This window comes from Streptomyces sp. NPDC002754 (assembly GCF_053592315.1).
In genome coordinates this window covers 1-19,706 of record NZ_JBSFVM010000018.1, presented here as the reverse complement: position 1 = coordinate 19,706, position 19,706 = coordinate 1, and the positions used below count along the sequence as shown (strand labels likewise).

The 19,706-nt window shown below is 70.6% G+C and carries 20 protein-coding genes; 15 read left to right on the top strand and 5 right to left on the bottom strand.

The window, feature by feature from the left end; translation table 11 throughout:
- The first annotated feature begins 20 nt into the window (after positions 1-20).
- Positions 21-1,172, top strand: a complete 1,152-nt coding sequence (locus ACWD2L_RS28135; RefSeq protein WP_351343066.1) for an NADH-quinone oxidoreductase subunit D — start codon at positions 21-23, stop codon at positions 1,170-1,172.
- Here the strand turns inward: ACWD2L_RS28135 and ACWD2L_RS28130 are convergent.
- On the bottom strand, positions 1,137-2,180 hold the full coding sequence (locus ACWD2L_RS28130) for an SAM-dependent methyltransferase (protein ID WP_351343064.1): 1,044 nt from the start codon (positions 2,178-2,180) through the stop codon (positions 1,137-1,139). The genes ACWD2L_RS28135 and ACWD2L_RS28130 overlap by 36 nt on opposite strands.
- Before the next feature lie 128 nt (positions 2,181-2,308).
- Here ACWD2L_RS28130 and ACWD2L_RS28125 point away from each other — a divergent pair, with 128 nt between their 5' ends.
- Both ACWD2L_RS28125 and ACWD2L_RS28120 read left to right on the top strand, forming a co-directional pair.
- Entirely contained in the window at positions 2,309-3,511 is a 1,203-nt protein-coding gene (locus ACWD2L_RS28125) for a sensor histidine kinase (RefSeq protein WP_351343062.1), read from the top strand.
- 73 nt (positions 3,512-3,584) lie between these two features.
- Entirely contained in the window at positions 3,585-4,259 is a 675-nt protein-coding gene (locus tag ACWD2L_RS28120; protein WP_351343060.1) for a response regulator transcription factor, read from the top strand.
- Between the two features lie 13 nt (positions 4,260-4,272).
- Here ACWD2L_RS28120 and ACWD2L_RS28115 read toward each other — a convergent pair whose 3' ends face one another.
- Positions 4,273-5,379, bottom strand: a complete 1,107-nt coding sequence (locus ACWD2L_RS28115; RefSeq protein ID WP_351343059.1) for a DUF5937 family protein — start codon at positions 5,377-5,379, stop codon at positions 4,273-4,275.
- A 177-nt stretch (positions 5,380-5,556) separates the two neighbouring features.
- Between ACWD2L_RS28115 and ACWD2L_RS28110 the strand changes: the two genes are divergently transcribed.
- Complete coding sequence (locus ACWD2L_RS28110) at positions 5,557-5,778, top strand: hypothetical protein (protein ID WP_351343057.1); 222 nt, start codon at positions 5,557-5,559, stop codon at positions 5,776-5,778.
- Positions 5,779-5,809: 31 nt separating this feature from the next.
- Here ACWD2L_RS28110 and ACWD2L_RS28105 read toward each other — a convergent pair whose 3' ends face one another.
- Complete coding sequence (locus tag ACWD2L_RS28105; protein ID WP_351343055.1) at positions 5,810-6,973, bottom strand: threonine aldolase family protein; 1,164 nt, start codon at positions 6,971-6,973, stop codon at positions 5,810-5,812.
- Between the two features lie 170 nt (positions 6,974-7,143).
- Between ACWD2L_RS28105 and ACWD2L_RS28100 the strand changes: the two genes are divergently transcribed.
- From ACWD2L_RS28100 to ACWD2L_RS28055, 10 genes are all read left to right on the top strand, one after another.
- Positions 7,144-8,043 carry a Rossmann-like and DUF2520 domain-containing protein gene (locus ACWD2L_RS28100; RefSeq protein WP_351343053.1) on the top strand — a complete coding sequence of 300 codons (900 nt, stop codon included), beginning with the start codon at positions 7,144-7,146 and terminating at the stop codon, positions 8,041-8,043.
- Between the two features lie 134 nt (positions 8,044-8,177).
- Entirely contained in the window at positions 8,178-9,137 is a 960-nt protein-coding gene (gene panC / locus ACWD2L_RS28095) for a pantoate--beta-alanine ligase (protein WP_351343074.1), read from the top strand.
- A complete protein-coding gene (locus ACWD2L_RS28090) occupies positions 9,134-10,849 on the top strand; it encodes an L-aspartate oxidase (protein ID WP_351343051.1) in 1,716 nt (571 codons plus the stop codon). Before panC ends, ACWD2L_RS28090 begins: the two co-directional genes overlap by 4 nt.
- On the top strand, positions 10,846-11,901 hold the full coding sequence (gene nadC / locus ACWD2L_RS28085; RefSeq protein WP_351343049.1) for a carboxylating nicotinate-nucleotide diphosphorylase: 1,056 nt from the start codon (positions 10,846-10,848) through the stop codon (positions 11,899-11,901). The genes ACWD2L_RS28090 and nadC overlap by 4 nt, the downstream gene beginning before the upstream one ends.
- A complete protein-coding gene (locus ACWD2L_RS28080) occupies positions 11,901-12,698 on the top strand; it encodes a type III pantothenate kinase (RefSeq protein WP_351343048.1) in 798 nt (265 codons plus the stop codon). The genes nadC and ACWD2L_RS28080 overlap by 1 nt, the downstream gene beginning before the upstream one ends.
- Positions 12,699-12,776: 78 nt before the next feature.
- Complete coding sequence (locus tag ACWD2L_RS28075; protein WP_351343046.1) at positions 12,777-13,376, top strand: hypothetical protein; 600 nt, start codon at positions 12,777-12,779, stop codon at positions 13,374-13,376.
- Between the two features lie 13 nt (positions 13,377-13,389).
- Positions 13,390-13,578 carry a hypothetical protein gene (locus ACWD2L_RS28070; protein WP_351343044.1) on the top strand — a complete coding sequence of 63 codons (189 nt, stop codon included), beginning with the start codon at positions 13,390-13,392 and terminating at the stop codon, positions 13,576-13,578.
- Between the two features lie 126 nt (positions 13,579-13,704).
- Positions 13,705-14,121 carry a BlaI/MecI/CopY family transcriptional regulator gene (locus ACWD2L_RS28065; RefSeq protein ID WP_351343042.1) on the top strand — a complete coding sequence of 139 codons (417 nt, stop codon included), beginning with the start codon at positions 13,705-13,707 and terminating at the stop codon, positions 14,119-14,121.
- 9 nt (positions 14,122-14,130) lie between these two features.
- Positions 14,131-14,691, top strand: coding sequence for an amino-acid N-acetyltransferase (locus ACWD2L_RS28060; protein WP_351343040.1), 561 nt, complete (start codon positions 14,131-14,133; stop codon positions 14,689-14,691).
- A 249-nt stretch (positions 14,692-14,940) separates the two neighbouring features.
- Positions 14,941-15,276 (top strand): histone-like nucleoid-structuring protein Lsr2, encoded by a 336-nt coding sequence (locus ACWD2L_RS28055; RefSeq protein WP_266711306.1) that lies wholly within the window; start codon positions 14,941-14,943, stop codon positions 15,274-15,276.
- Here ACWD2L_RS28055 and ACWD2L_RS28050 read toward each other — a convergent pair.
- Complete coding sequence (locus tag ACWD2L_RS28050; RefSeq protein WP_351343072.1) at positions 15,255-15,902, bottom strand: SCO3374 family protein; 648 nt, start codon at positions 15,900-15,902, stop codon at positions 15,255-15,257. The genes ACWD2L_RS28055 and ACWD2L_RS28050 overlap by 22 nt on opposite strands.
- Positions 15,903-16,332: 430 nt before the next feature.
- Between ACWD2L_RS28050 and ACWD2L_RS28045 the strand changes: the two genes are divergently transcribed.
- On the top strand, positions 16,333-18,867 hold the full coding sequence (locus tag ACWD2L_RS28045) for an ATP-dependent Clp protease ATP-binding subunit (protein ID WP_351343038.1): 2,535 nt from the start codon (positions 16,333-16,335) through the stop codon (positions 18,865-18,867).
- Positions 18,868-19,431: 564 nt separating this feature from the next.
- On the opposite strand, the gene ACWD2L_RS28040 is transcribed toward ACWD2L_RS28045, so the two are convergent.
- Positions 19,432-19,706, bottom strand: a 275-nt coding sequence (locus ACWD2L_RS28040) for a zinc ribbon domain-containing protein (RefSeq protein WP_351343036.1), incomplete at its 5' end; no start/stop codon positions are given.

Genomic DNA, 19,706 nt, shown 5'->3' with positions numbered 1-19,706 from the left:
ACGTACGAGAGACTGTGTCCATGACGCCCACGACTCAGGCCACGGTCGGCATCGGTGGTGCCGCGGAGAGCACCGACATGGTGCTCAACATCGGTCCGCAGCACCCTTCCACCCATGGTGTGCTGCGCCTGCGTCTCGTGCTCGACGGCGAGCGGATCCAGCAGGCGGAGCCGGTCATCGGCTACATGCACCGCGGTGCGGAGAAGCTCTTCGAAGCGCGCGACTACCGGCAGATCGTGATGCTCGCCAACCGCCACGACTGGCTGTCCGCGTTCTCGAACGAGCTGGGTGTCGTGCTCGCCGTCGAGCGGATGCTCGGCATGGAGGTACCGGAGCGCGCCGTGTGGCTGCGGACGTTGCTCGCCGAGCTGAACCGGGTGCTCAACCATCTGATGTTCCTGGGTTCGTACCCGCTCGAACTGGGCGGAATCACACCCGTCTTCCACGCCTTCCGTGAGCGCGAGGAACTCCAGAACGTCATGGAGGAGGTCTCCGGCGGGCGCATGCACTACATGTTCAACCGCGTCGGCGGCCTCAAGGAGGACCTGCCGCTCGGCTGGACCACCCGCGCGCGGGCGGCCGTCGCGAGCGTGCGCTCCCGCATGGACGTCTACGACAACCTCGTCCTCGGCAACGAGATCTTCCGGGGCCGCACGCGCGGGGTGGGCGTGCTCTCCGCCGAGGCCGCGCACGCCTACGGAGTCAGCGGCCCGATCGCCCGCGGCTCCGGCGTCGACTTCGACCTCAGGCGGGACGAGCCGTACCTCGCCTACGGAGAGCTGCAGGACACCCTGAAGGTCGTCACGCGACAAGAAGGCGACTGCCTGGCCCGGTTCGAGTGCCTCCTGGAGCAGGCGCACAACGCGCTCGACCTCGCCGACGCCTGCCTCGACCGGATCGCGGAACTCCCGCAGGGCCCGGTCAACCAGCGCCTCCCGAAGGTCCTCAAGGCGCCCGAGGGCCACACGTACGCGTGGACGGAGAACCCGCTCGGCATCAACGGCTACTACCTCGTCTCCAAGGGCGAGAAGACGCCGTACCGGCTCAAGCTGCGCTCCGCCTCGTACAACAACATCCAGGCGCTGACCGAGCTGCTTCCGGGGACGCTTGTCGCCGACATGGTGGCGATCCTCGGGTCACTGTTCTTCGTGGTCGGGGACATCGACAAGTAGGCCGGTATCGACAACTAGGCCGTCCACCGGCAGGCCCACCGGTTCGACCAGCCAGCCGAAGTCGCCGAGCCCGCCCCGCGCGGTCAGCTCCGCGGCCTCTCCGGCGCCCGCGAGCGCCCGGACGTACGCCGCCGGGTCCTGGGAGGCGAGGGCCAGCGGCGGGCGGCCCGCGCTGACGCCGAGGGCCTCCAGGGCGGCGCGCTGCGTGCGGAGACGGGCGCCCGGCGCGGTCGCGCACGCGTCCAGTGCCACGTGCGCCGTGATGTCGCAGGAGCCGTCGGGCACGGGCCTGGTCTCCCGGCCCTCGCGGAAGCCGGTGAGCGTGCCGAAGGGCGGCCGGGAGGCCCGCGTGTGCGCGTAGTCCACCGCCACCGCCAGGCCGCGCTCCAGAGTGCGTACAGCGGCCGCCCAGGCCTCGTCGCGGGGCCGCCCCACCTCGGCGCGCAGGCCCGGCTCGGGCGGCAGCGGCCACCAGTGGCGCAGCCAGTCCGCGGAGGTCTCGTCGAGGGGCCCGCTGTCGAGCGTCTCCGTGCCGTCCTCGCGTACGAGGACCAGCCGGGCCGTGCCGTCCGTGTCCGCCTCGACGACCTCCAGGGGCACGTTGTCGAGCCACTCGTTCGCGAAGAGGAGCCCGGTGACACCGGTGGGCGGCACCGACCGCCACTCGATCCGGTGGTCGAGTCCGGCGGGAGGTTCCGCCTTCTCCGCCGCGTAGGCACGCACGCGTGGCGCCACTTTTCCCGGCAGCACCTGGAGGACGCGCGAAACCAGCTCGCCGCGACCCGCCGCCATGTCGACGAACGCCAATTCGGCGGGCTCGCCGAGGGCCGCGTCCACCCGGCACAACAGCTCGGCGACGGCTTCGGCGAACAGCGGCGACGCATGCACTGACGTGCGGAAATGCCCGGCTGGACCCTCGGGTTTCCGGTAGAAGCCGGCCGGTCCGTACAGCGCCTCTTCGGTGGCCGCGCGCCATCCGCGCGGTGCCTCCTGTTGTCCGTTCTCCACACCTGAAGGCTATGTGCGCCGGGCGCACGCGCCGAGGGGTCCCTCCACCTTCAGGAGTACACGCGCCGGGTCCGGATCGACCCTCCGGTTGACCCCTGCACGCTGCACGCTTCCCTACGCTGGGTTACGTGCAGCGCGTCTACGACTTCATCCGCGGACACCCGACCTGGGTCGACGGCTTCTGGGCCGTGATTCTTTTCGGCATGTCCGTGGTCGGGGCGAACGGAGCGGGCGGTGACGGCCACGGGAACGAGGTGGCGCTGATCGTCTGCGCCGTCCTGATGTGCCTGGTGGTCGCGCTGCGCCGTCGGATGCCGGAGAAGATGCTGCTGCTCGCGGTGGCCACGGGCCTCGGCCAGCTGGTGTTCGACGTCAGGGTCAATCCCTCGGACTTCGCGATGCTGGTCGTCATCTACACCTGCGCGGTGAGCGGCCCGCGCTGGGCGTCCCGCTCCGGTCTGATCGGCGGACTGCTCGCGGCGCCGCTCTCCCTGCTCCGCTGGCCCACCGGCGGCGAGATAGGCACCACGGGCCAGATCCTCGTCACGGTCTTCCAGATGGTGCCGTTCGCCCTCGCCTGGGTGCTCGGCGACTCGCTGCGCACCAGGCGCGCGTATCTGGCACAGCTGGAGGAGCGCGCCAACCGCCTGGAGAAGGAGCGCGAGGCGCAGTCGAAGGTCGCGGTGGCGGCCGAACGGGCGCGTATCGCCCGCGAGTTGCACGACGTCGTCGCGCACAACGTGTCGGTGATGGTGGTGCAGGCCGACGGCGCCGCGTACGTCCTCGACCAGGCGCCCGACCAGGCCAAGAAGGCCCTGGAGACCATCTCGGGCACCGGCAGGCAGGCCCTCGCGGAGATGCGCAGGCTGCTCGGCGTACTGCGCACCGGCGAGCACGAGGAGGCCGGCGAGTACGTTCCGCAGCCCGACGTCGAGCAGATAGAGGAGCTCGTCGACGAGGTGCGCACGGCGGGCCTCCCGGTCGACTTCAGGGTGGAGGGCACCCCGCGCCCGCTGCCCAGCGGCGTCGAGCTGACCGCGTACCGCATCGTCCAGGAAGCGCTCACCAACACCCGTAAGCACGCCGGTCCGAACGCGGGCGCGAGTGTCCGCCTGGTCTACTTCGACGACGGCCTCGGCCTGCTCGTCGAGGACGACGGCAAGGGCGCCCCGCACGAGCTGTACGAGGACGGGGGCGCGGACGGCCGCGGCCACGGCCTTATCGGTATGCGTGAGCGCGTCGGTATGGTCGGCGGCACGCTGGACGCGGGACCGCGGCCCGGCGGTGGCTTCCGTATCAGCGTGCTGCTGCCTCTCAAGCCCGCCCATTGACACGTACAAGTCCACCGACACGTACTGGTCCACTGACTGGTACAAGTCCGTAGGTACAAGTGAGGACCGCCCGATGTCGATCAAGGTCATGCTCGTCGACGACCAGGTGCTGCTGCGCACCGGCTTCCGGATGGTGCTTGCCGCACAGCCGGACATGGAGGTCGTCGCCGAGGCGGGCGACGGCGTCGAGGCGCTGGAGGTGCTGCGCTCGGCCTCGGTGGACGTGGTCCTCATGGACGTCCGCATGCCGAAGCTCGACGGGGTCGAGACGACGCGGCGGATCTGCGCCGAGGACGACCCGCCCAAGGTCCTCATCCTGACCACCTTCGACCTCGACGAGTACGCGTTCTCGGGGCTCAGGGCGGGGGCCTCCGGCTTCATGCTCAAGGACGTGCCGCCGGGCGAGCTGCTCACCGCGATCCGCTCCGTGCACAGCGGCGACGCGGTGGTCGCCCCGTCCACGACCCGGCGGCTGCTCGACCGGTTCGCCCCGATGCTGCCGAGCAGCCCCGACCAGCCGCAGCACAAGCGGCTGGAGCGGCTCACCGAGCGCGAGCGCGAGGTCATGATCCTGGTCGCCCAGGGGCACTCGAACGGCGAGATCGCCGCGCGCCTGGTGCTGTCCGAGGCCACGGTGAAGACCCATGTGGGCCGCATCCTTACGAAGCTCGACCTGCGCGACCGGGTCCAGGTCGTCGTCCTCGCCTACGAGACGGGGCTCGTCCGGGCGGGCGGCGCGGGGGCCTGAGGCCCGGGGGCGGTCAGCGGAGGACTCCCTCGATGAAGTCCCCACCGAGGCGCGAGACGACGCTCAGGTCCAACTGGTGCTGTACGTAGCGGCCTTGCCGCCGCGTGGTGATCAGGCCGGCCTTCTTCAGGACCGACAGGTGCCGGGATATCTCCGGCGCCGTCATCCCGTGCGCGTCGACCAGCTCGCTCGTCGTGTACGAACCGCGGGCCAGGTGCCGGCACAGGCGGATACGGACCGGGTGGGCGAGGGCCGCCATGCGTCGCGTCAGCAGTTCCACGGAGGGCGGTGAGGCGAGACCGGGCGAGGCCACGGGGTAGTGGATCACCGGCTGCCAGTCGTGCCGGTGCAGCACCAGCAGGTGCGGCCAGCCGAGGCTCGTCGGCACCAGGACGAGGCCACCCTGGGCCGTCACCGTACGGCCCTCCACGACCTTGTCGACGGAGACGGTGCGCCCCTCCTCGTCCATCGAGACGGCGGCGGACACGGACGTGAGTCCTGCCCGCATCCCCTTGCGGCGCAACAGCTCCTTCTTGTGACGGGCGTCCGCCGCCAGTTGGTGCTGAAGGCGCGGCCACGCGTCCGCGAAGAACGCCTCGTCGCAGTCCTCCATCAGCTCGCGGAACCAGGCGCGCATGGCCGGCGGGTCGTCCAGGAGGCGCTGGGTGAACCGCACTTGGTGCGTCCCGCGTGCGGCCGCGAGGTCGAGGGCGCGCTCACGGGTGCGCGGGTCCGCCAGGCGGCCGTAGTCCGGGGCGCCGTAGGACTGCTGGCAGGTGAACTCCAGGGCGGCTTCGACGAATTGCTCGTCGGACAGCTTGTCCAGCAGGTCGAGGTCCTCGGCGAGCGTGGCCCCCGGCAGCGTGCGCCGCCCCGGTATCCCGGCGAACGGCATGAAGACGTCCGAGAACGTCGTCCGCCACAGGAAGTCCGCCTCGCAGAGCCGATCCGCGAGGCATGCGTCCAGGCGCGCGGACACACTCGTCACCCACCCCTGCAGCCCCGGATGGTGCGCGGGCTCCGCCAGCGCGTGCAGCGCCTCGCCGAGCTCGGCCAGGGGCGAGGGCACCACGCTGATCCGCTCAGGTGTCAAGCCCGTGATGTCGATGCGCACGCTCATGACCCCATGGTGCACGCCGCCACTGACAGTCGGTCCCTCGATTGACGGCTCCCGTCAATCGACGTGACCGCGCGGCGGCGCCGGGCGCAATCTCGTACTCATCGGCCCCGAACGGCAGCAAACAGGCTGATTTCCGGTCACGGCGCGACAATTGAGATGAAGGGCGAGGTGTTTGACGTGAGCATCACCCAGCAGTACGCCATCGACCTCTACCGCGCCGCCCAGCGCGGCGACGCGGCCCCACCGGCGCCCGGCCGGCACGACGTGGCCGCCTTCCGGGAGCTGCGCGACTACCGCCGGTTCAACGCGGTCGTGGCAGGCCGCCCGGCCCGCGGCCGGATCCGGGCGGCGCTGGCCCGACGGCTCTCCGGTCGCCGCGGCCACCCGGCCGGTTGCTGAGCCGGTCGCCCCTGCGGGGGGATCCGCGCCGCTACGAAGAGAGCCGCCCCACGAAGTCCGCGACGGCCGCGTGGACGTCGTCCCGGCTCCACTCCAGGCCCGCCGCGGCGACCGTGACCTCCGTGGCCGCGAGCCCCGGCACCGCGCCCTCGTCCGACCAGCGCGCGAACAGCGCCGTCCGGGTCTCCTCCACCTGCGCGATCCCGGCCTCCGTGAGTGCCTCGGCGTCGTAGGGCAGCCAGACCTTGAACTGGTGCGTGTGCGGCACCTCGGGGGACACCCGCGCCCCGGTGACACCGGCCTTGGCGAAACCCTCCCGCAGTGCCTGCGCGACCATGCGCGCGTGCGCCACGTATTCGGGGAGCCGCGGCAACTCCCGCTCAAGACCCGCCAGCGCCGAGATCGCCTGCGGGAACTGCTGGAAGACCAGGCCGCCGTAGCGGTGCCGCCAGGCCCTCGCCTCGCCGATGAACGACTCCGGGCCCGCGAGCACCGCGCCACTGAGGCCGCCGAGCGACTTGTAGAACGACACGTAGACGCTGTCCGCGAGCTCCGCGATCTCGTCCAGCGGGCGCCCGAAGTGCGCCGTGGTCTCCCACAGGCGGGCCCCGTCGAAGTGGATCACGGCGTCACGCGCGCGTGCCGCCTCGCAGACCTCTGCCAGCTCCTCCCACGTGGGCAGCACGAATCCCGCGTCCCTGAGCGGCAGTTCGAGCATCAGCGTCCCGAACGGCTCGGCCAGGTCGTGCACGTCATCGGCGCCGATCTGCCGCGCCGCCTTCGTGGGGTGCACGGTGCGCAGCCCTGCCACCGTGGTCAGCGCCTCCCGCTCGTGGACCTCCGGGTGCGCCAGCGGGTGCAGGGCCACCGTGGAGTTGCCGGTGCGGCCCGCCCAGCAGCGCAGCGCGACCTGCTGGGCCATCGTGCCGGTGGGGAAGAACGCGGCCGCCTCCTTGCCGAGCAGCGCGGCGACCTTCGTCTCCAGGTCGGCCACGATGCCGTCCCCGTAGATGTCGACGTCCACGGACAGGTCGGCCACCGCCGCCGCGGCGCCGGACAGGCTCTCCCACCGCTCGCCGAGCGTGGCCCAGGTCGGGCCATGGGCCAGTGTGCGTCGCGCTCCCCGCAGGGCCGCGAGCAGCCGTTCGGCCTGCGTCTTCTCGGGGGTGGCAGTGTTCTCGGCGGTTCCGTTCATCTGTCGATCATGGCGCACCCGCGTGCGCTTGCCCACAGCCTGTGGACGACCGGGACCCACGCGGACAGATAGCGTTAACATGACGAGAAATCGTCCGGTACCCCGAGCGGACTGGAACGGAAGGCCATCGCCTCGTGACAACACCCCCTCCGAACCCACGATCCGAACCCATGGACCCCAGGGACCGCCCCGCCCGCCTCACCGTAGGCGTCGTCGGCGCGGGCCGTGTCGGTCCCGCGCTCGCCGCGTCCCTGCAACTGGCCGGGCACCGACCCGTCGCCGTCTCCGGAGTCTCCGACGCCTCCGTGCGGCGGGCGGCCGCGCTGCTGCCCGACGTGCCCCTGGTGCCGCCCGCCGAGGTCCTCGCCAAGGCCGACCTGGTGCTCCTCACCGTCCCCGACGACGTCCTGCCGGGCCTGGTCGAGGGGTTCGCCGAAACCGGCGCCGTACGGCCTGGCCAGCTGCTCGTGCACACGTCGGGACGGTACGGCGCGAAGGTCCTCGAACCGGCGCTGCGCGCGGGTGGACTGCCGCTCGCGCTGCACCCCGCGATGACGTTCACCGGCACCGCCGTCGACGTCCAGCGCCTGGCGGGCTGCTCGTTCGGTGTCACCGCGCCCGAGGAGCTGCGGCTCGCCGCGGAGGCCCTGGTCATCGAGATGGGCGGCGAACCCGAGTGGATCGCCGAGGAGAACCGCGCGCTCTACCACGCGGCCCTCGCGCTCGGCGCAAACCACCTGGTCACCCTGATCGCGGAGTCCATGGAACTGCTCCGTGAGGCGGGCGTGGGCGCCCCCGACCGGATGCTGGGCCCGCTGCTCGGCGCGGCGCTCGACAACGCGCTCAGGTCGGGCGACGCGGCCCTCACGGGCCCGGTGGCGCGCGGCGACGCGGGCACCGTCGCCGCCCACATCGCGGAGCTGCGCAAGCACGCGCCGCAGACCGTCGCCGGCTATCTCGCGATGGCCCGTGCGACCGCCGACCGCGCGCTCGCGCACGGCCTGTTGAAGCCGGAGCTCGCGGAGGACCTGCTGGGCGTCCTCGCGACCGGTGCGGAGGAGACCCGATGAGCAGCCCCACGGACTCCGTAAAAGCGAGCCCTACGAAGACGAGCCCTACGAAGATGAGTGAGACGCCGACGAGCTCTACGGAGACGAGCCCTGCGCAGACGTCGCACACGCGGCTTGTCCACAAGGGCGCCGACATGCGGGCACGCACGCGTACCGGCCGCCGCGTCGTGGTCATGACGATGGGCGCCCTGCACGAGGGCCACGCGACCTTGATCCGCGCGGCCAGGGCCCGCGCGGGTACGGACGGCGAAGTGGTCGTCACCGTCTTCGTGAACCCGCTGCAGTTCGGCGCGGGCGAGGACCTCGACCGCTATCCGCGCACCCTGGAAGCGGACGTGAAGATCGCCGAACAGGCGGGCGCGGACGCCGTGTTCGCGCCGTCCGTCGACGAGGTCTACCCCGGCGGGCAGCCCGAGGTCCGCATCACGGCGGGCCCCATGGGAGAGCGCCTCGAAGGCGCCTCACGCCCCGGCCACTTCGACGGCATGCTCACCGTGGTCGCCAAGCTGCTGCACCTCACGCGCGCGGACGTGACCCTCTTCGGCCAGAAGGACGCGCAGCAGCTCGCCCTGGTGCGCCGCATGGCGCGCGATCTGAACTTCGACGTGGAGATCGTCGCCGTACCCACGGTCCGCGAGGACGACGGGCTCGCGCTCTCCTCCCGCAACCGCTACCTGTCCCCGGCCGAGCGCCGCACCGCGCTTGCCCTCTCCGACGCCCTGTTCACCGGCCGCGACCGGCATGCGGCGCAGGAGGCCCTGCGCGCGCGTGCCGCCGAGAGCCCGACCCCGCGCGCGCGGGCCAAGGCGCTCGGAAGGATTGGCGAGGCCCGCGCCGCCGCCGACTCGCACGCCGTCGCCACGGCGTTCCCGGGCTCCCCCTCGGCCGTGCTCGCGGCGGCCCGCCTGATCCTCGACGAGGCCAAGCGCCTCCAGCCGCCGATCGAGCTCGACTACGTGGCTCTTGTCGACCCGCGCGACTTCACCGACGTGACCGACGGCTTCGAGGGCGAGGCCGTGCTCGCGGTCGCCGCGCGCGTGGGCGCCACCCGCCTCATCGACAACCTGCCGCTGACCTTTGGAGGACACCAGTGAGCAGCACCGGTATAAGGCTCCACGCCCCCACCCCCGGCTGGAACGTCGCAGCGGACGTCGTGGTCGTCGGCTCCGGAGTCGCGGGCCTGACCGCGGCGCTGCGCTGCCAGGCCGCGGGCCTGCGCACCGTCGTCGTCACCAAGGCCAGCCTCGACGAAGGCTCCACGCGCTGGGCGCAGGGCGGCGTGGCCGCGGCGCTCGGTGAGGGCGACACCCCCGAGCAGCACCTGGACGACACCCTGGTCGCCGGTGTCGGGCTGTGCGACGAGGCGGCCGTGCGCACCCTCGTCACCGAGGGACCCGACGCCGTCCGCCGGCTGATCGAGACCGGCGCGCACTTCGACGAGTCCGCGGAGGGCGACCTGGAACTGACCCGCGAGGGCGGCCACCACCGGCGCCGCATCGCGCACGCGGGCGGCGACGCGACCGGAGCGGAGATCTCCCGCGCACTGGTGGAAGCCGTACGCGCGCGTGGCGTGGAAACCGTCGAGAACGCCCTGGTACTGGACCTGTTGACGGACACCGAGGGCCGCACGGCCGGCGTCTCCCTGCACGTCATGGGAGAGGGCCAGCACGATGGCGTCGGCGCGGTCCTGGCCCCCGCCGTCGTCCTCGCGACCGGCGGCATGGGCCAGGTCTTCTCGGCGACCACGAACCCGCACGTGTCCACGGGTGACGGCGTGGCCCTCGCCCTGCGCGCGGGCGCCGAGGTCAGCGACCTGGAATTCGTCCAGTTCCACCCGACCGTGCTGTTCCTGGGCGCGGACGCCGAGGGCCAGCAGCCGCTCGTCTCCGAAGCCGTACGCGGCGAAGGCGCCCACCTCGTGGACGCGGACGGCGTGCGCTTCATGGTGGGGCAGCACGAACTCGCCGAACTGGCGCCCCGCGACATCGTCGCCAAGGGCATCACGCGCCGCATGCTGGAGCAGGGCGTCGAGCACATGTACCTCGACGGGCGGCACTTCGGTGCCGACATGTGGGAGCACCGGTTCCCCACGATCCTCGCGGCCTGCCGCGCCCACGGCATCGACCCGGTGACCGAGCCGATCCCGATCGCCCCCGCCGCGCACTACGCCTCCGGAGGCGTCCGCACCGACCTGTACGGCCGCACCACCGTGCCGGGCCTGTACGCGTGCGGGGAGGCGGCCTGCACGGGCGTCCACGGGGCGAACCGGCTGGCCTCCAACTCCCTTCTGGAAGGCCTCGTCTACGCGGAGCGCATCGCGGACGACATCGAGCGGCAGCACGCGGGAAGCGGCCTCCACGCGCGCGTGCCCGCCCCCGTGGAGCACCCGCCGACCCCGACGCACCCGCTGCTGCCCCCGGAGGCCCGCTTCGCCATCCAGCGCGTGATGACGGCGGGCGCGGGCGTCCTGCGCTCCGGTGACTCACTCGCGGAGGCCGCCGCCCGGCTCGGCCGCATCCACGCCGAAGCGGTCAACTCCCTTACGGAGAACGGCAAGACGGCCGAGCCCGGCGTCGACACCTGGGAGGCCACCAACCTCCTGTGCGTGGCCCGCGTCCTGGTCGCCGCCGCCCGCCGCCGCGAGGAGACCCGCGGTTGCCACTGGCGCGAGGACCACCCGGACCGCGACGATGCCTCGTGGCGCAGCCACATCGTCGTACGCCTGAATCCGGACCGGACTCTGGCCACGTACACCACACCCACAGCAGACTTCCCGGCAACGGCCAAGAACCCTCAGGAGCAGTGACCGACGTGAGCGCCACCCCCGACCTCCCCCTCGCCGACAGCGGCGGCTGCGGCGACAGCTGCGGCTGTGCGCAGGGCAGCGACGAGAACGCCTCCGACGTCATGGAGTGCGGCCTCGACCCGTCGCTCGCCCAGCTGCTGCTCGACGCGGGCCTGCACCCGGTCGAGATCGAGGACATCGCCCACATGGCGATCACCGAGGACCTGGACGGCGGCGTGGACGTCACGACCGTCGCCACGATCCCCGAAGAGGCCGTCGCCACTGCCGACTTCACGGCCCGCGAGGCGGGCGTCGTGGCGGGCCTGCGCGTCGCCGAAGCGGTCATCTCCGTAGTGGCCGCCGACGAGTTCGAGGTCGAGCGGCACGCGGAGGACGGCGACCGGATCGAGGCGGGCCAGAAGCTCCTGTCGGTCACCACCCGCACCCGCGACCTGCTCACCGCCGAGCGCACCGCGCTCAACATCATGTGCCGCCTCTCCGGCATCGCGACCGCCACGCGCGCGTGGGCGGACGTGCTGGACGGCACGAAGGCGAAGGTCCGCGACACCCGCAAGACGACGCCCGGCCTGCGCTCCCTGGAGAAGTACGCGGTCCGCATGGGCGGCGGCGTCAACCACCGCATGTCCCTGTCGGACGCGGCCCTGGTCAAGGACAACCACGTGGTCGCTGCCGGTGGTGTGGCGCAGGCCTTCCAGGCCGTGCGCGAGCGCTTCCCCGGCCTGCCGATCGAGGTCGAGGTCGACACCCTGCACCAGCTGCGCGAGGTGCTCGACGCGGGCGCCGACCTGATCCTCCTGGACAACTTCACGCCGGGTGAGACGGAGGAGGCGGTGGCGATCACCGACGGCCGCGCGCTCCTGGAGTCCTCCGGCCGCCTCACCCTGGAAAACGCCGCTACGTACGCGAAGACGGGCGTCGACTACCTCGCCGTGGGTGCGCTCACCCACTCCTCACCGATCCTCGACATCGGCCTCGACCTGTGCCCGCCCGTCTCCCGCCACCACCCTTCTGAGGAAGCGCTTCGCGCCTTGTCTTCTGGAGCGGACGCCTGATGCTGCTCACCATCGACGTCGGCAACACCCACACCGTCCTCGGGCTCTTCGACGGCGAGGAGATCATCGAGCACTGGCGCATCTCCACGGACGCGCGCAGGACGGCCGACGAACTCGCCGTCCTGCTCAAGGGCCTGATGGGCATGCACCCGCTGCTCGGCGACCAACTGGGCGACGGCATCGACGGCATCGCCATCTGCTCGACCGTCCCCTCGGTCCTGCACGAGCTGCGCGAGGTCACCCGCCGCTACTACGGCGACGTACCCGCCGTCCTGGTCGAACCCGGCATCAAGACCGGCGTGCCGATCCTCATGGACAACCCCAAGGAGGTCGGCGCCGACCGGATCATCAACGCGGTCGCGGCCGTCGAGATGTACGGCGGCCCGGCGATCGTCGTGGACTTCGGCACGGCCACGACCTTCGACGCGGTGTCCGCGCGTGGCGAGTACGCGGGCGGCGTGATCGCGCCCGGCATCGAGATCTCCGTCGAGGCGCTCGGCATGCGCGGCGCCCAGCTGCGCAAGATCGAGCTGGCCAGGCCGCGCAGCGTCATCGGCAAGAACACGGTCGAGGCCATGCAGGCGGGCATCGTGTACGGCTTCGCGGGCCAGGTCGACGGGGTCGTGAACCGGATGGCGAAGGAGCTCGCGGACGACCCGGACGACGTGACCGTCATCGCGACGGGCGGGCTCGCGCCGATGGTCCTCGGCGAGGCCACCGTGATCGACGAGCACGAGCCGTGGCTGACGCTGATCGGGCTGCGGCTCGTGTACGAGCGGAACGTTTCTCGGCTCTGAATCGGTTACGAAGGTCAGGGCGCGCCCGGGAATTGCCGATTAACCCGATTTGTCCGTAATGGGACGTATCGTCATTTCATGCCCACGCCCTACGGAAACCGCGGCGGCATGGCGTTCGGTGCAGAAGAGCTGCGTGTGCTCCGACGCGCCCTCGCCCTCGCCCTCCACCCCAGCCCCGTCTCGGACGAGGACGTCCGGTCCTGTCTGCGACTCGCGGAGTCGGTCGACGAAGCGGCCAAGGAAGGCATCCGCATGCGGTCCTTCCTCCGCTCCGACCTCGACCGCTACCGGGCCGCCCTGCCCGGCTCCGCCCCCGGCTATCTGAGCCTCCTCAAGGAGGCCCTGGCGGCGGGCCACAGGCCCGGCGCCGACGACCTCACGGCGCTGCGCGCGCTGCCCGCGAACCCCGGCGCGGTGGCCCTCCTCGCCCGCTGCCGCGACCTGGCGGAACAGGGCGTACGCGACAAGTTCGACGCGCTGTACCGCCCCCGCGTCCCGGCCTCTCGCACCCACCTGCTCGCCCTGCCCGGCGGCCTCTCGGAGGCGGACGGCGGCAAGCCCGCGAGGCCGGCCCCCGAGGCCCCGCCGCGCCCGGTCCCCACCCCGGCCGAGGTCTTCCCACCGAAGCGCCGCCCCGCCCAACCCCCGGCCCCGTCGCAACGACTGGCCGTCGGGTAGCTACTCTGGGGGCATGGACTACGTCTCCGCGCTCGTGCCCCCGGTCGTGATGGCCGCGTTCTTCGTCGGTCTGATCGTGACCATCGTGAAGTCGCAGGGCGGCGACAAGAAGGCCAAGGAGGACGCGGCCGTCGACGCCGCCATCGCGCGCGCCGAGTCCGCCCGGCAGGGCGGCGGCGCGCAGCGGGACGCGACCGCCTGAGCGCGGACGCGACCGGTACGGAAACCGCAGTGAGGGGCGCCCGCCGGGCGCCCCTTTTGTCATTGCTCGGCGATCATCGCCACGTCCCACGTTGAATTACCGACTTCTCCCACTATTGTGCTTCTCGTGCCGCGCCCCTTGGGAGAACTCGAAGACGCAGTGATGACGCGGGTGTGGAAGTGGAACCGCCCGGTCACCGTGAGGGAAGTCCTGGAGGACCTCCAACAGGAACGGTCCATCGCCTACACGACCGTCATGACCGTATTGGACAATCTCCATCAGAAGGGCTGGGTACGCCGCGAAGCGGAAGGCCGGGCCTATCGATATGAGGCGGTCTCCACCCGGGCCGCGTACTCGGCGGCGCTGATGAACGAGGCCTGGGCGCAGAGTGACAACCCGGCCGCCGCCCTCGTCGCGTTCTTCGGGATGATGTCGGCGGGGCAGCGCGAGGCACTCAGGGATGCCATGCGGATCGTGTCGCCCGAACTGCCGGCCGAAGTCCCCTCGGCCCCCGAGGAAGCGGACGACGGAGCCGGGCGATAGCGTCCGGACATGCCAGCAGAGCTCCCCGAAGTCGGGTCAACCGTCGAATCGACCCGTAAAGCAGTCACCGTACGCAGGGCGAGGACGGCCGATGTGCCGGAGGTGCGCCGCCTGCTCGACGCGTACAGCCGACAGGGGATCCTGCTCGACAAAGCCACCGTGACGCTTTACGAGGACATCCAGGAGTTCTGGGTCGCGGAACGCGACGACAACGCAGCGGTCGTCGGCTGCGGCGCGCTGCACATCATGTGGGAAGACCTCGCGGAAGTCCGCACGCTCGCGGTGGATCCGCAGGTCAAGGGGTCCGGCGTGGGGCATCTGCTGCTCGAGAAGCTTCTTCAGACCGCGCGCTGGATCGGTGTTCGGCGGGTTTTCTGCCTCACCTTCGAAGTCGAGTTCTTCGCCAAGCACGCGTTCGTGGAGATCGGCGAGACACCCGTCGATACGGTCGACACCGATGTCTACAGTGAGCTGCTGCGTTCCTATGACGAGGGCGTAGCAGAGTTCCTGGGTCTCGAACGAGTGAAACCGAACACCTTGGGCAACAGCCGGATGCTTCTGCATCTGTGATCGCCGCCGGGTGCTATTCCGGCATGCGTGCTTGCAACGGTTCCCTATGTCCGAATCGCGCATGTTTTTGGGCCGCGCGGGCAGTGTTCAACTCCGAGATCTCTCCCGGATCTCAGCCAGGGGTTTGTGTTTTTCGGGCAAAAGCGGTTTGCTTTCCGACGTACTGCAGTACTGCATATAACAAGGGGACGGCGAATCGGCGGCCATGGTCGCGGGGCCGCCCTTCAGATTTCGATGAAAGGAAATCCGGTGGCACAGAAGGTTCAGGTCCTTCTTGTCGATGACCTCGACGGTGGCGAGGCGGACGAGACGGTGACGTTCGCGCTCGACGGTAAGTCGTACGAGATCGACCTCACCACCGCCAATGCGGACAAGCTCCGTGGCCTCCTTGAGCCGTACCTCAAGGGTGGTCGTCGCACCGGTGGCCGTTCGAGCGGCCGGGGCAAGGCGCGCGCCACGTCCGGCGGTGGCAACCAGGACACCGCGCAGATCCGCGCGTGGGCGAAGGAGAACGGGTACGAGGTCAACGACCGCGGCCGCGTTCCCCAGTCGATCCGTGAGGCCTACGAGAAGGCCAACGGCTGACGGGACGGCCGCTTTGGTCGCTTTGTTGACGTGGTCGCCGGCGCAGCCGCGCCGCGACGCAGGCGGGCCCGGTGGCAGTGCGTCGCCGCCGTGTCCACGAGGCGTACGAGATCGGGGGCGCCCCCACCGCCCCCCACGACCGACCAGGTCGAGACGGCCGACAGGCTCGTCAGGGCCGGTAGCACCGGTTCCACCTCGCAGCCGGGCTCGGGGGGCCGCACCCACACAGCGGCCTCCTGCGAGCCGTGCCACCCCGGAGGCGTCGGCGCGTCCATGAGACCGCCCGTCCCGACCGCGACGAGGTCCAGGGGCAGCGCCCCCCACTCCAGCCAGTCGAGCAGCCCCGGCAGCTCGTCCGCGCTGCCCGGGGCGACCAGCAGCCGCATCGTTTCCCCGCACACGGCCACCGGTGACCGGGGATCGAGTCTGCGCAGCATCGCGAAGCCGGCGTCGGCCGGCACCTCCAGGACGTCGAAGCGCAGCCCGGTGTGCAGCAGTGCGCCGTCGGGCCCTGCCGCAGTCGCCCAGCCGAGTTCGTCCTCGTACCAGCGCCGGACCGGATCGCGTCCGGTGTCGGTCAGCGGGAGTCGGGGAGCGGGAACGGTCGTGCCGGTGGTGGTGACCATGCCAGGAGCAACAGCCACCGACGCTCCAGGGTTACGCATCGTCGTCGCGCGCATACTTACTGTGTTCGGAAAAGGGGCGCACGAGAGCGTTGGGCGGCGCAAAGGTGTTCGCCCGTAGCGGAGGGAACCGGGGCGCGCCGCATGGAGTGTCAGTCCTTACGGGTAAGACATCCCTAGTGGGAGGGGCGACACGTGCGGGACGGGCAGTCTGCGTTCGCCATCGGCGTAGTGATGGTGGGGGTATCTGCCTGGCCTGCGGGAACATCGTCTCGCACCATCGGGTTGGAGCAGTTGTCGGCGTTCGGGGCAGGAGACCATGAACGGGTGTCGGCAGATGGAATGAGCGGTCCCCGCTTGCGGGACTAAGCTGCGGAAGGACAGGGAGGGGACCGACCCCTAACTGCCTGACCGCTCTGAGGAGCGATTAACGATGTTCGAGAGGTTCACCGACCGCGCGCGGCGGGTTGTCGTCCTGGCTCAGGAAGAAGCCCGGATGCTCAACCACAATTACATCGGCACCGAGCACATCCTCCTGGGCTTGATCCACGAGGGCGAGGGTGTCGCCGCTAAGGCCCTGGAGAGCCTCGGGATTTCGCTCGAGGCGGTCCGCCAGCAGGTGGAGGAGATCATCGGGCAGGGCCAGCAGGCTCCGTCCGGCCACATCCCCTTCACTCCCCGTGCCAAGAAGGTCCTGGAGCTGTCGCTCCGCGAGGCCCTTCAGCTGGGCCACAACTACATCGGCACGGAGCACATCCTGCTCGGCCTGATCCGTGAGGGCGAGGGCGTCGCCGCCCAGGTCCTGGTCAAGCTGGGCGCAGACCTCAACCGGGTGCGGCAGCAGGTCATCCAGCTGCTCTCCGGTTACCAGGGCAAGGAGACCGCCGGCGCAAGCGGCGGCCCTGCCGAGGGCACGCCCTCGACGTCCCTGGTGCTCGACCAGTTCGGCCGCAACCTCACGCAGGCCGCTCGCGAGACCAAGCTCGACCCGGTCATCGGGCGCGAGAAGGAAATCGAGCGCGTCATGCAGGTTCTGTCGCGCCGCACCAAGAACAACCCGGTCCTGATCGGTGAGCCCGGCGTCGGCAAGACGGCGGTCGTCGAGGGCCTGGCCCAGGCGATCGTCAAGGGCGAGGTGCCCGAGACGCTGAAGGACAAGCACCTCTACACGCTTGACCTCGGCGCGCTGGTCGCCGGCTCCCGCTACCGCGGTGACTTCGAGGAGCGCCTCAAGAAGGTGCTCAAGGAGATCCGCACGCGCGGCGACATCATCCTGTTCATCGACGAGCTGCACACGCTGGTCGGTGCGGGTGCCGCCGAGGGCGCCATCGACGCGGCTTCCATCCTGAAGCCCATGCTGGCCCGCGGTGAGCTGCAGACCATCGGTGCGACGACGCTCGACGAGTACCGCAAGCACCTGGAGAAGGACGCGGCCCTCGAGCGCCGCTTCCAGCCGATCCAGGTCGCGGAGCCGTCGCTGCCGCACACGATCGAGATCCTCAAGGGCCTGCGTGACCGTTACGAGGCCCACCACCGGGTCTCCATCACGGACGAGGCCCTCGTCCAGGCCGCGACCCTGGCCGACCGGTACATCTCGGACCGCTTCCTGCCGGACAAGGCGATCGACCTGATCGACGAGGCCGGTTCCCGGATGCGCATCCGCCGGATGACCGCGCCGCCGGACCTCCGCGAGTTCGACGAGAAGATCGCGGGCGTGCGTCGCGACAAGGAGTCGGCCATCGACTCCCAGGACTTCGAGAAGGCGGCCTCTCTCCGCGACAAGGAGAAGCAGCTGCTCGCCGCGAAGGCCAAGCGCGAGAAGGAATGGAAGGCCGGCGACATGGATGTCGTCGCGGAGGTCGACGGCGATCTGATCGCCGAGGTCCTCGCGACCGCCACCGGCATTCCGGTCTTCAAGCTGACCGAGGAGGAGTCCTCGCGTCTGCTGCGCATGGAGGACGAGCTCCACAAGCGGGTGGTCGGCCAGAAGGACGCCGTCAAGGCGCTCTCGCGGGCGATCCGTCGTACGCGGGCCGGTCTGAAGGACCCGAAGCGTCCCGGTGGTTCGTTCATCTTCGCGGGCCCGTCCGGTGTCGGTAAGACCGAGCTCTCCAAGGCGCTCGCCGAGTTCCTCTTCGGTGACGAGGAGGCGCTGATCTCCCTCGACATGTCGGAGTTCAGCGAGAAGCACACGGTGTCGCGTCTCTTCGGTTCCCCGCCCGGATACGTGGGTTACGAAGAGGGCGGTCAGCTGACCGAGAAGGTGCGGCGCAAGCCGTTCTCGGTGGTTCTTTTCGACGAGGTCGAGAAGGCCCACCCGGACATCTTCAACAGCCTTCTGCAGATCCTGGAAGACGGTCGACTGACCGACTCCCAGGGCCGCGTCGTGGACTTCAAGAACACGGTCATCATCATGACGACCAACCTTGGAACCCGTGACATCTCGAAGGGCTTCAACCTCGGCTTCGCGGCCATGGGTGACTCGAAGTCCAACTACGAGCGCATGAAGAACAAGGTGTCGGACGAGCTCAAGCAGCACTTCCGCCCCGAGTTCCTCAACCGTGTCGACGACGTCGTCGTCTTCCCGCAGCTCAGCCAGGACGACATCCTCACGATCGTCGACCTGATGATCACGAAGGTGGACGAGCGCCTCAAGGACCGCGACATGGGCATCGAGCTCTCGCAGTCCGCCAAGGAACTGCTCTCCAAGAAGGGCTACGACCCCGTGCTCGGCGCGCGTCCGCTGCGTCGCACGATCCAGCGTGAGGTCGAGGACAGCCTGTCGGAGAAGATCCTCTTCGGCGAGCTGCGCCCGGGCCACATCGTGGTCGTGGACACGGAGGGCGAGGGCGAGAACAAGACCTTCACCTTCCGCGGCGAGGAGAAGGCGGCACTGCCCGACGCCCCGCCGATCGAGGACGCGGCCGCGGGCGGCTCCGCCGGGCCGAACCTGAGCAAGGAGGCGTAACCCCTCCGGGGCGAGCCTGATACGGGTGGGCCCGAACTGTTCCTGACGGAACGGTTCGGGCCCACCCGTTTCTCGTGTCCGGGGTTGGTACGCGGGTCAGCGCTGGTCGACGGTGATCCGGGCGTGCGGGAAGAGGCGGGCGTGTGCTGGGCGAGACGGGCTGCCTGTACGTCGTTCATGGTGAGGCCGCCGAGGGCGAACAGCGTGGCGGCCAGGGCGAGAGCGAGCGATTCGGCCTCGGCGGCCGGGAGCGGCGCCTCGCCAGGGGTGCGTGCGGCGGCGGTGGCGAGGGCGCGGGCGATCCGCTCGGCCGTCGGCGGCGTCCAGGTTGCGCTTCTCGCCCCGGAAGGAGACGGGCTCGGAGAGGCGTACCGGTTTGTCTGTCAGGCCTGCACCAGGGCCCTCCTGGACGGGGAGTTTCTTGAGCGCCGGGACGATCACGCTCGATGAATATGAGGGGTGCGAAGCTCCGCAGAGGGCGGCGGAATCCATGGTTCGGGAGCTTGACCTGCAACCCCGCCCTGAAGGGCGGGGATTCTGGCTTCCGCTTCCGTTGCTGTGCAGCTACGCGGCACAGGGTTCGGTCGGGAATCCTTGGCTTCCTGTTTCTGCACGTGGTGCCGGACGTGGTGTCCCGGTCTTACCTACGCTCCGCAGGCTGTCACCGCCGAGTCCGGCGGTCTTCTTCACGTTGATCGCGGCGTTGACGCCCCGGTCGTGGACCGCGCCGCAGGCAGGGCAGGCCCATTCCCGCACGTCGAGGGGCTTGGGCCCGTCCTTGGTGCCGCAGGTCGAGCAGGCCTGGCTGGTCGGCTCGTACCGGCCGATCCTGATCAGGG

Excerpts from the sequence above, each read along its gene's own strand:
- ACWD2L_RS28045 (WP_351343038.1), top strand. The coding sequence starts at position 16,333 with ATGTTCGAGAGGTTCACCGACCGCGCGCGGCGGGTTGTCGTCCTGGCT.
- panC (WP_351343074.1), top strand. The coding sequence starts at position 8,178 with ATGCGGGCACGCACGCGTACCGGCCGCCGCGTCGTGGTCATGACGATG.
- ACWD2L_RS28060 (WP_351343040.1), top strand. The coding sequence starts at position 14,131 with ATGCCAGCAGAGCTCCCCGAAGTCGGGTCAACCGTCGAATCGACCCGT.
- ACWD2L_RS28115 (WP_351343059.1), bottom strand. The coding sequence starts at position 5,379 with ATGAGCGTGCGCATCGACATCACGGGCTTGACACCTGAGCGGATCAGC.
- ACWD2L_RS28080 (WP_351343048.1), top strand. The coding sequence starts at position 11,901 with ATGCTGCTCACCATCGACGTCGGCAACACCCACACCGTCCTCGGGCTC.
- ACWD2L_RS28075 (WP_351343046.1), top strand. The coding sequence starts at position 12,777 with ATGCCCACGCCCTACGGAAACCGCGGCGGCATGGCGTTCGGTGCAGAA.
- ACWD2L_RS28105 (WP_351343055.1), bottom strand. The coding sequence starts at position 6,973 with ATGAACGGAACCGCCGAGAACACTGCCACCCCCGAGAAGACGCAGGCC.
- ACWD2L_RS28050 (WP_351343072.1), bottom strand. The coding sequence starts at position 15,902 with ATGGTCACCACCACCGGCACGACCGTTCCCGCTCCCCGACTCCCGCTG.
- ACWD2L_RS28100 (WP_351343053.1), top strand. The coding sequence starts at position 7,144 with ATGGACCCCAGGGACCGCCCCGCCCGCCTCACCGTAGGCGTCGTCGGC.
- ACWD2L_RS28135 (WP_351343066.1), top strand. The coding sequence starts at position 21 with ATGACGCCCACGACTCAGGCCACGGTCGGCATCGGTGGTGCCGCGGAG.
- ACWD2L_RS28070 (WP_351343044.1), top strand. The coding sequence starts at position 13,390 with ATGGACTACGTCTCCGCGCTCGTGCCCCCGGTCGTGATGGCCGCGTTC.
- ACWD2L_RS28120 (WP_351343060.1), top strand. The coding sequence starts at position 3,585 with ATGTCGATCAAGGTCATGCTCGTCGACGACCAGGTGCTGCTGCGCACC.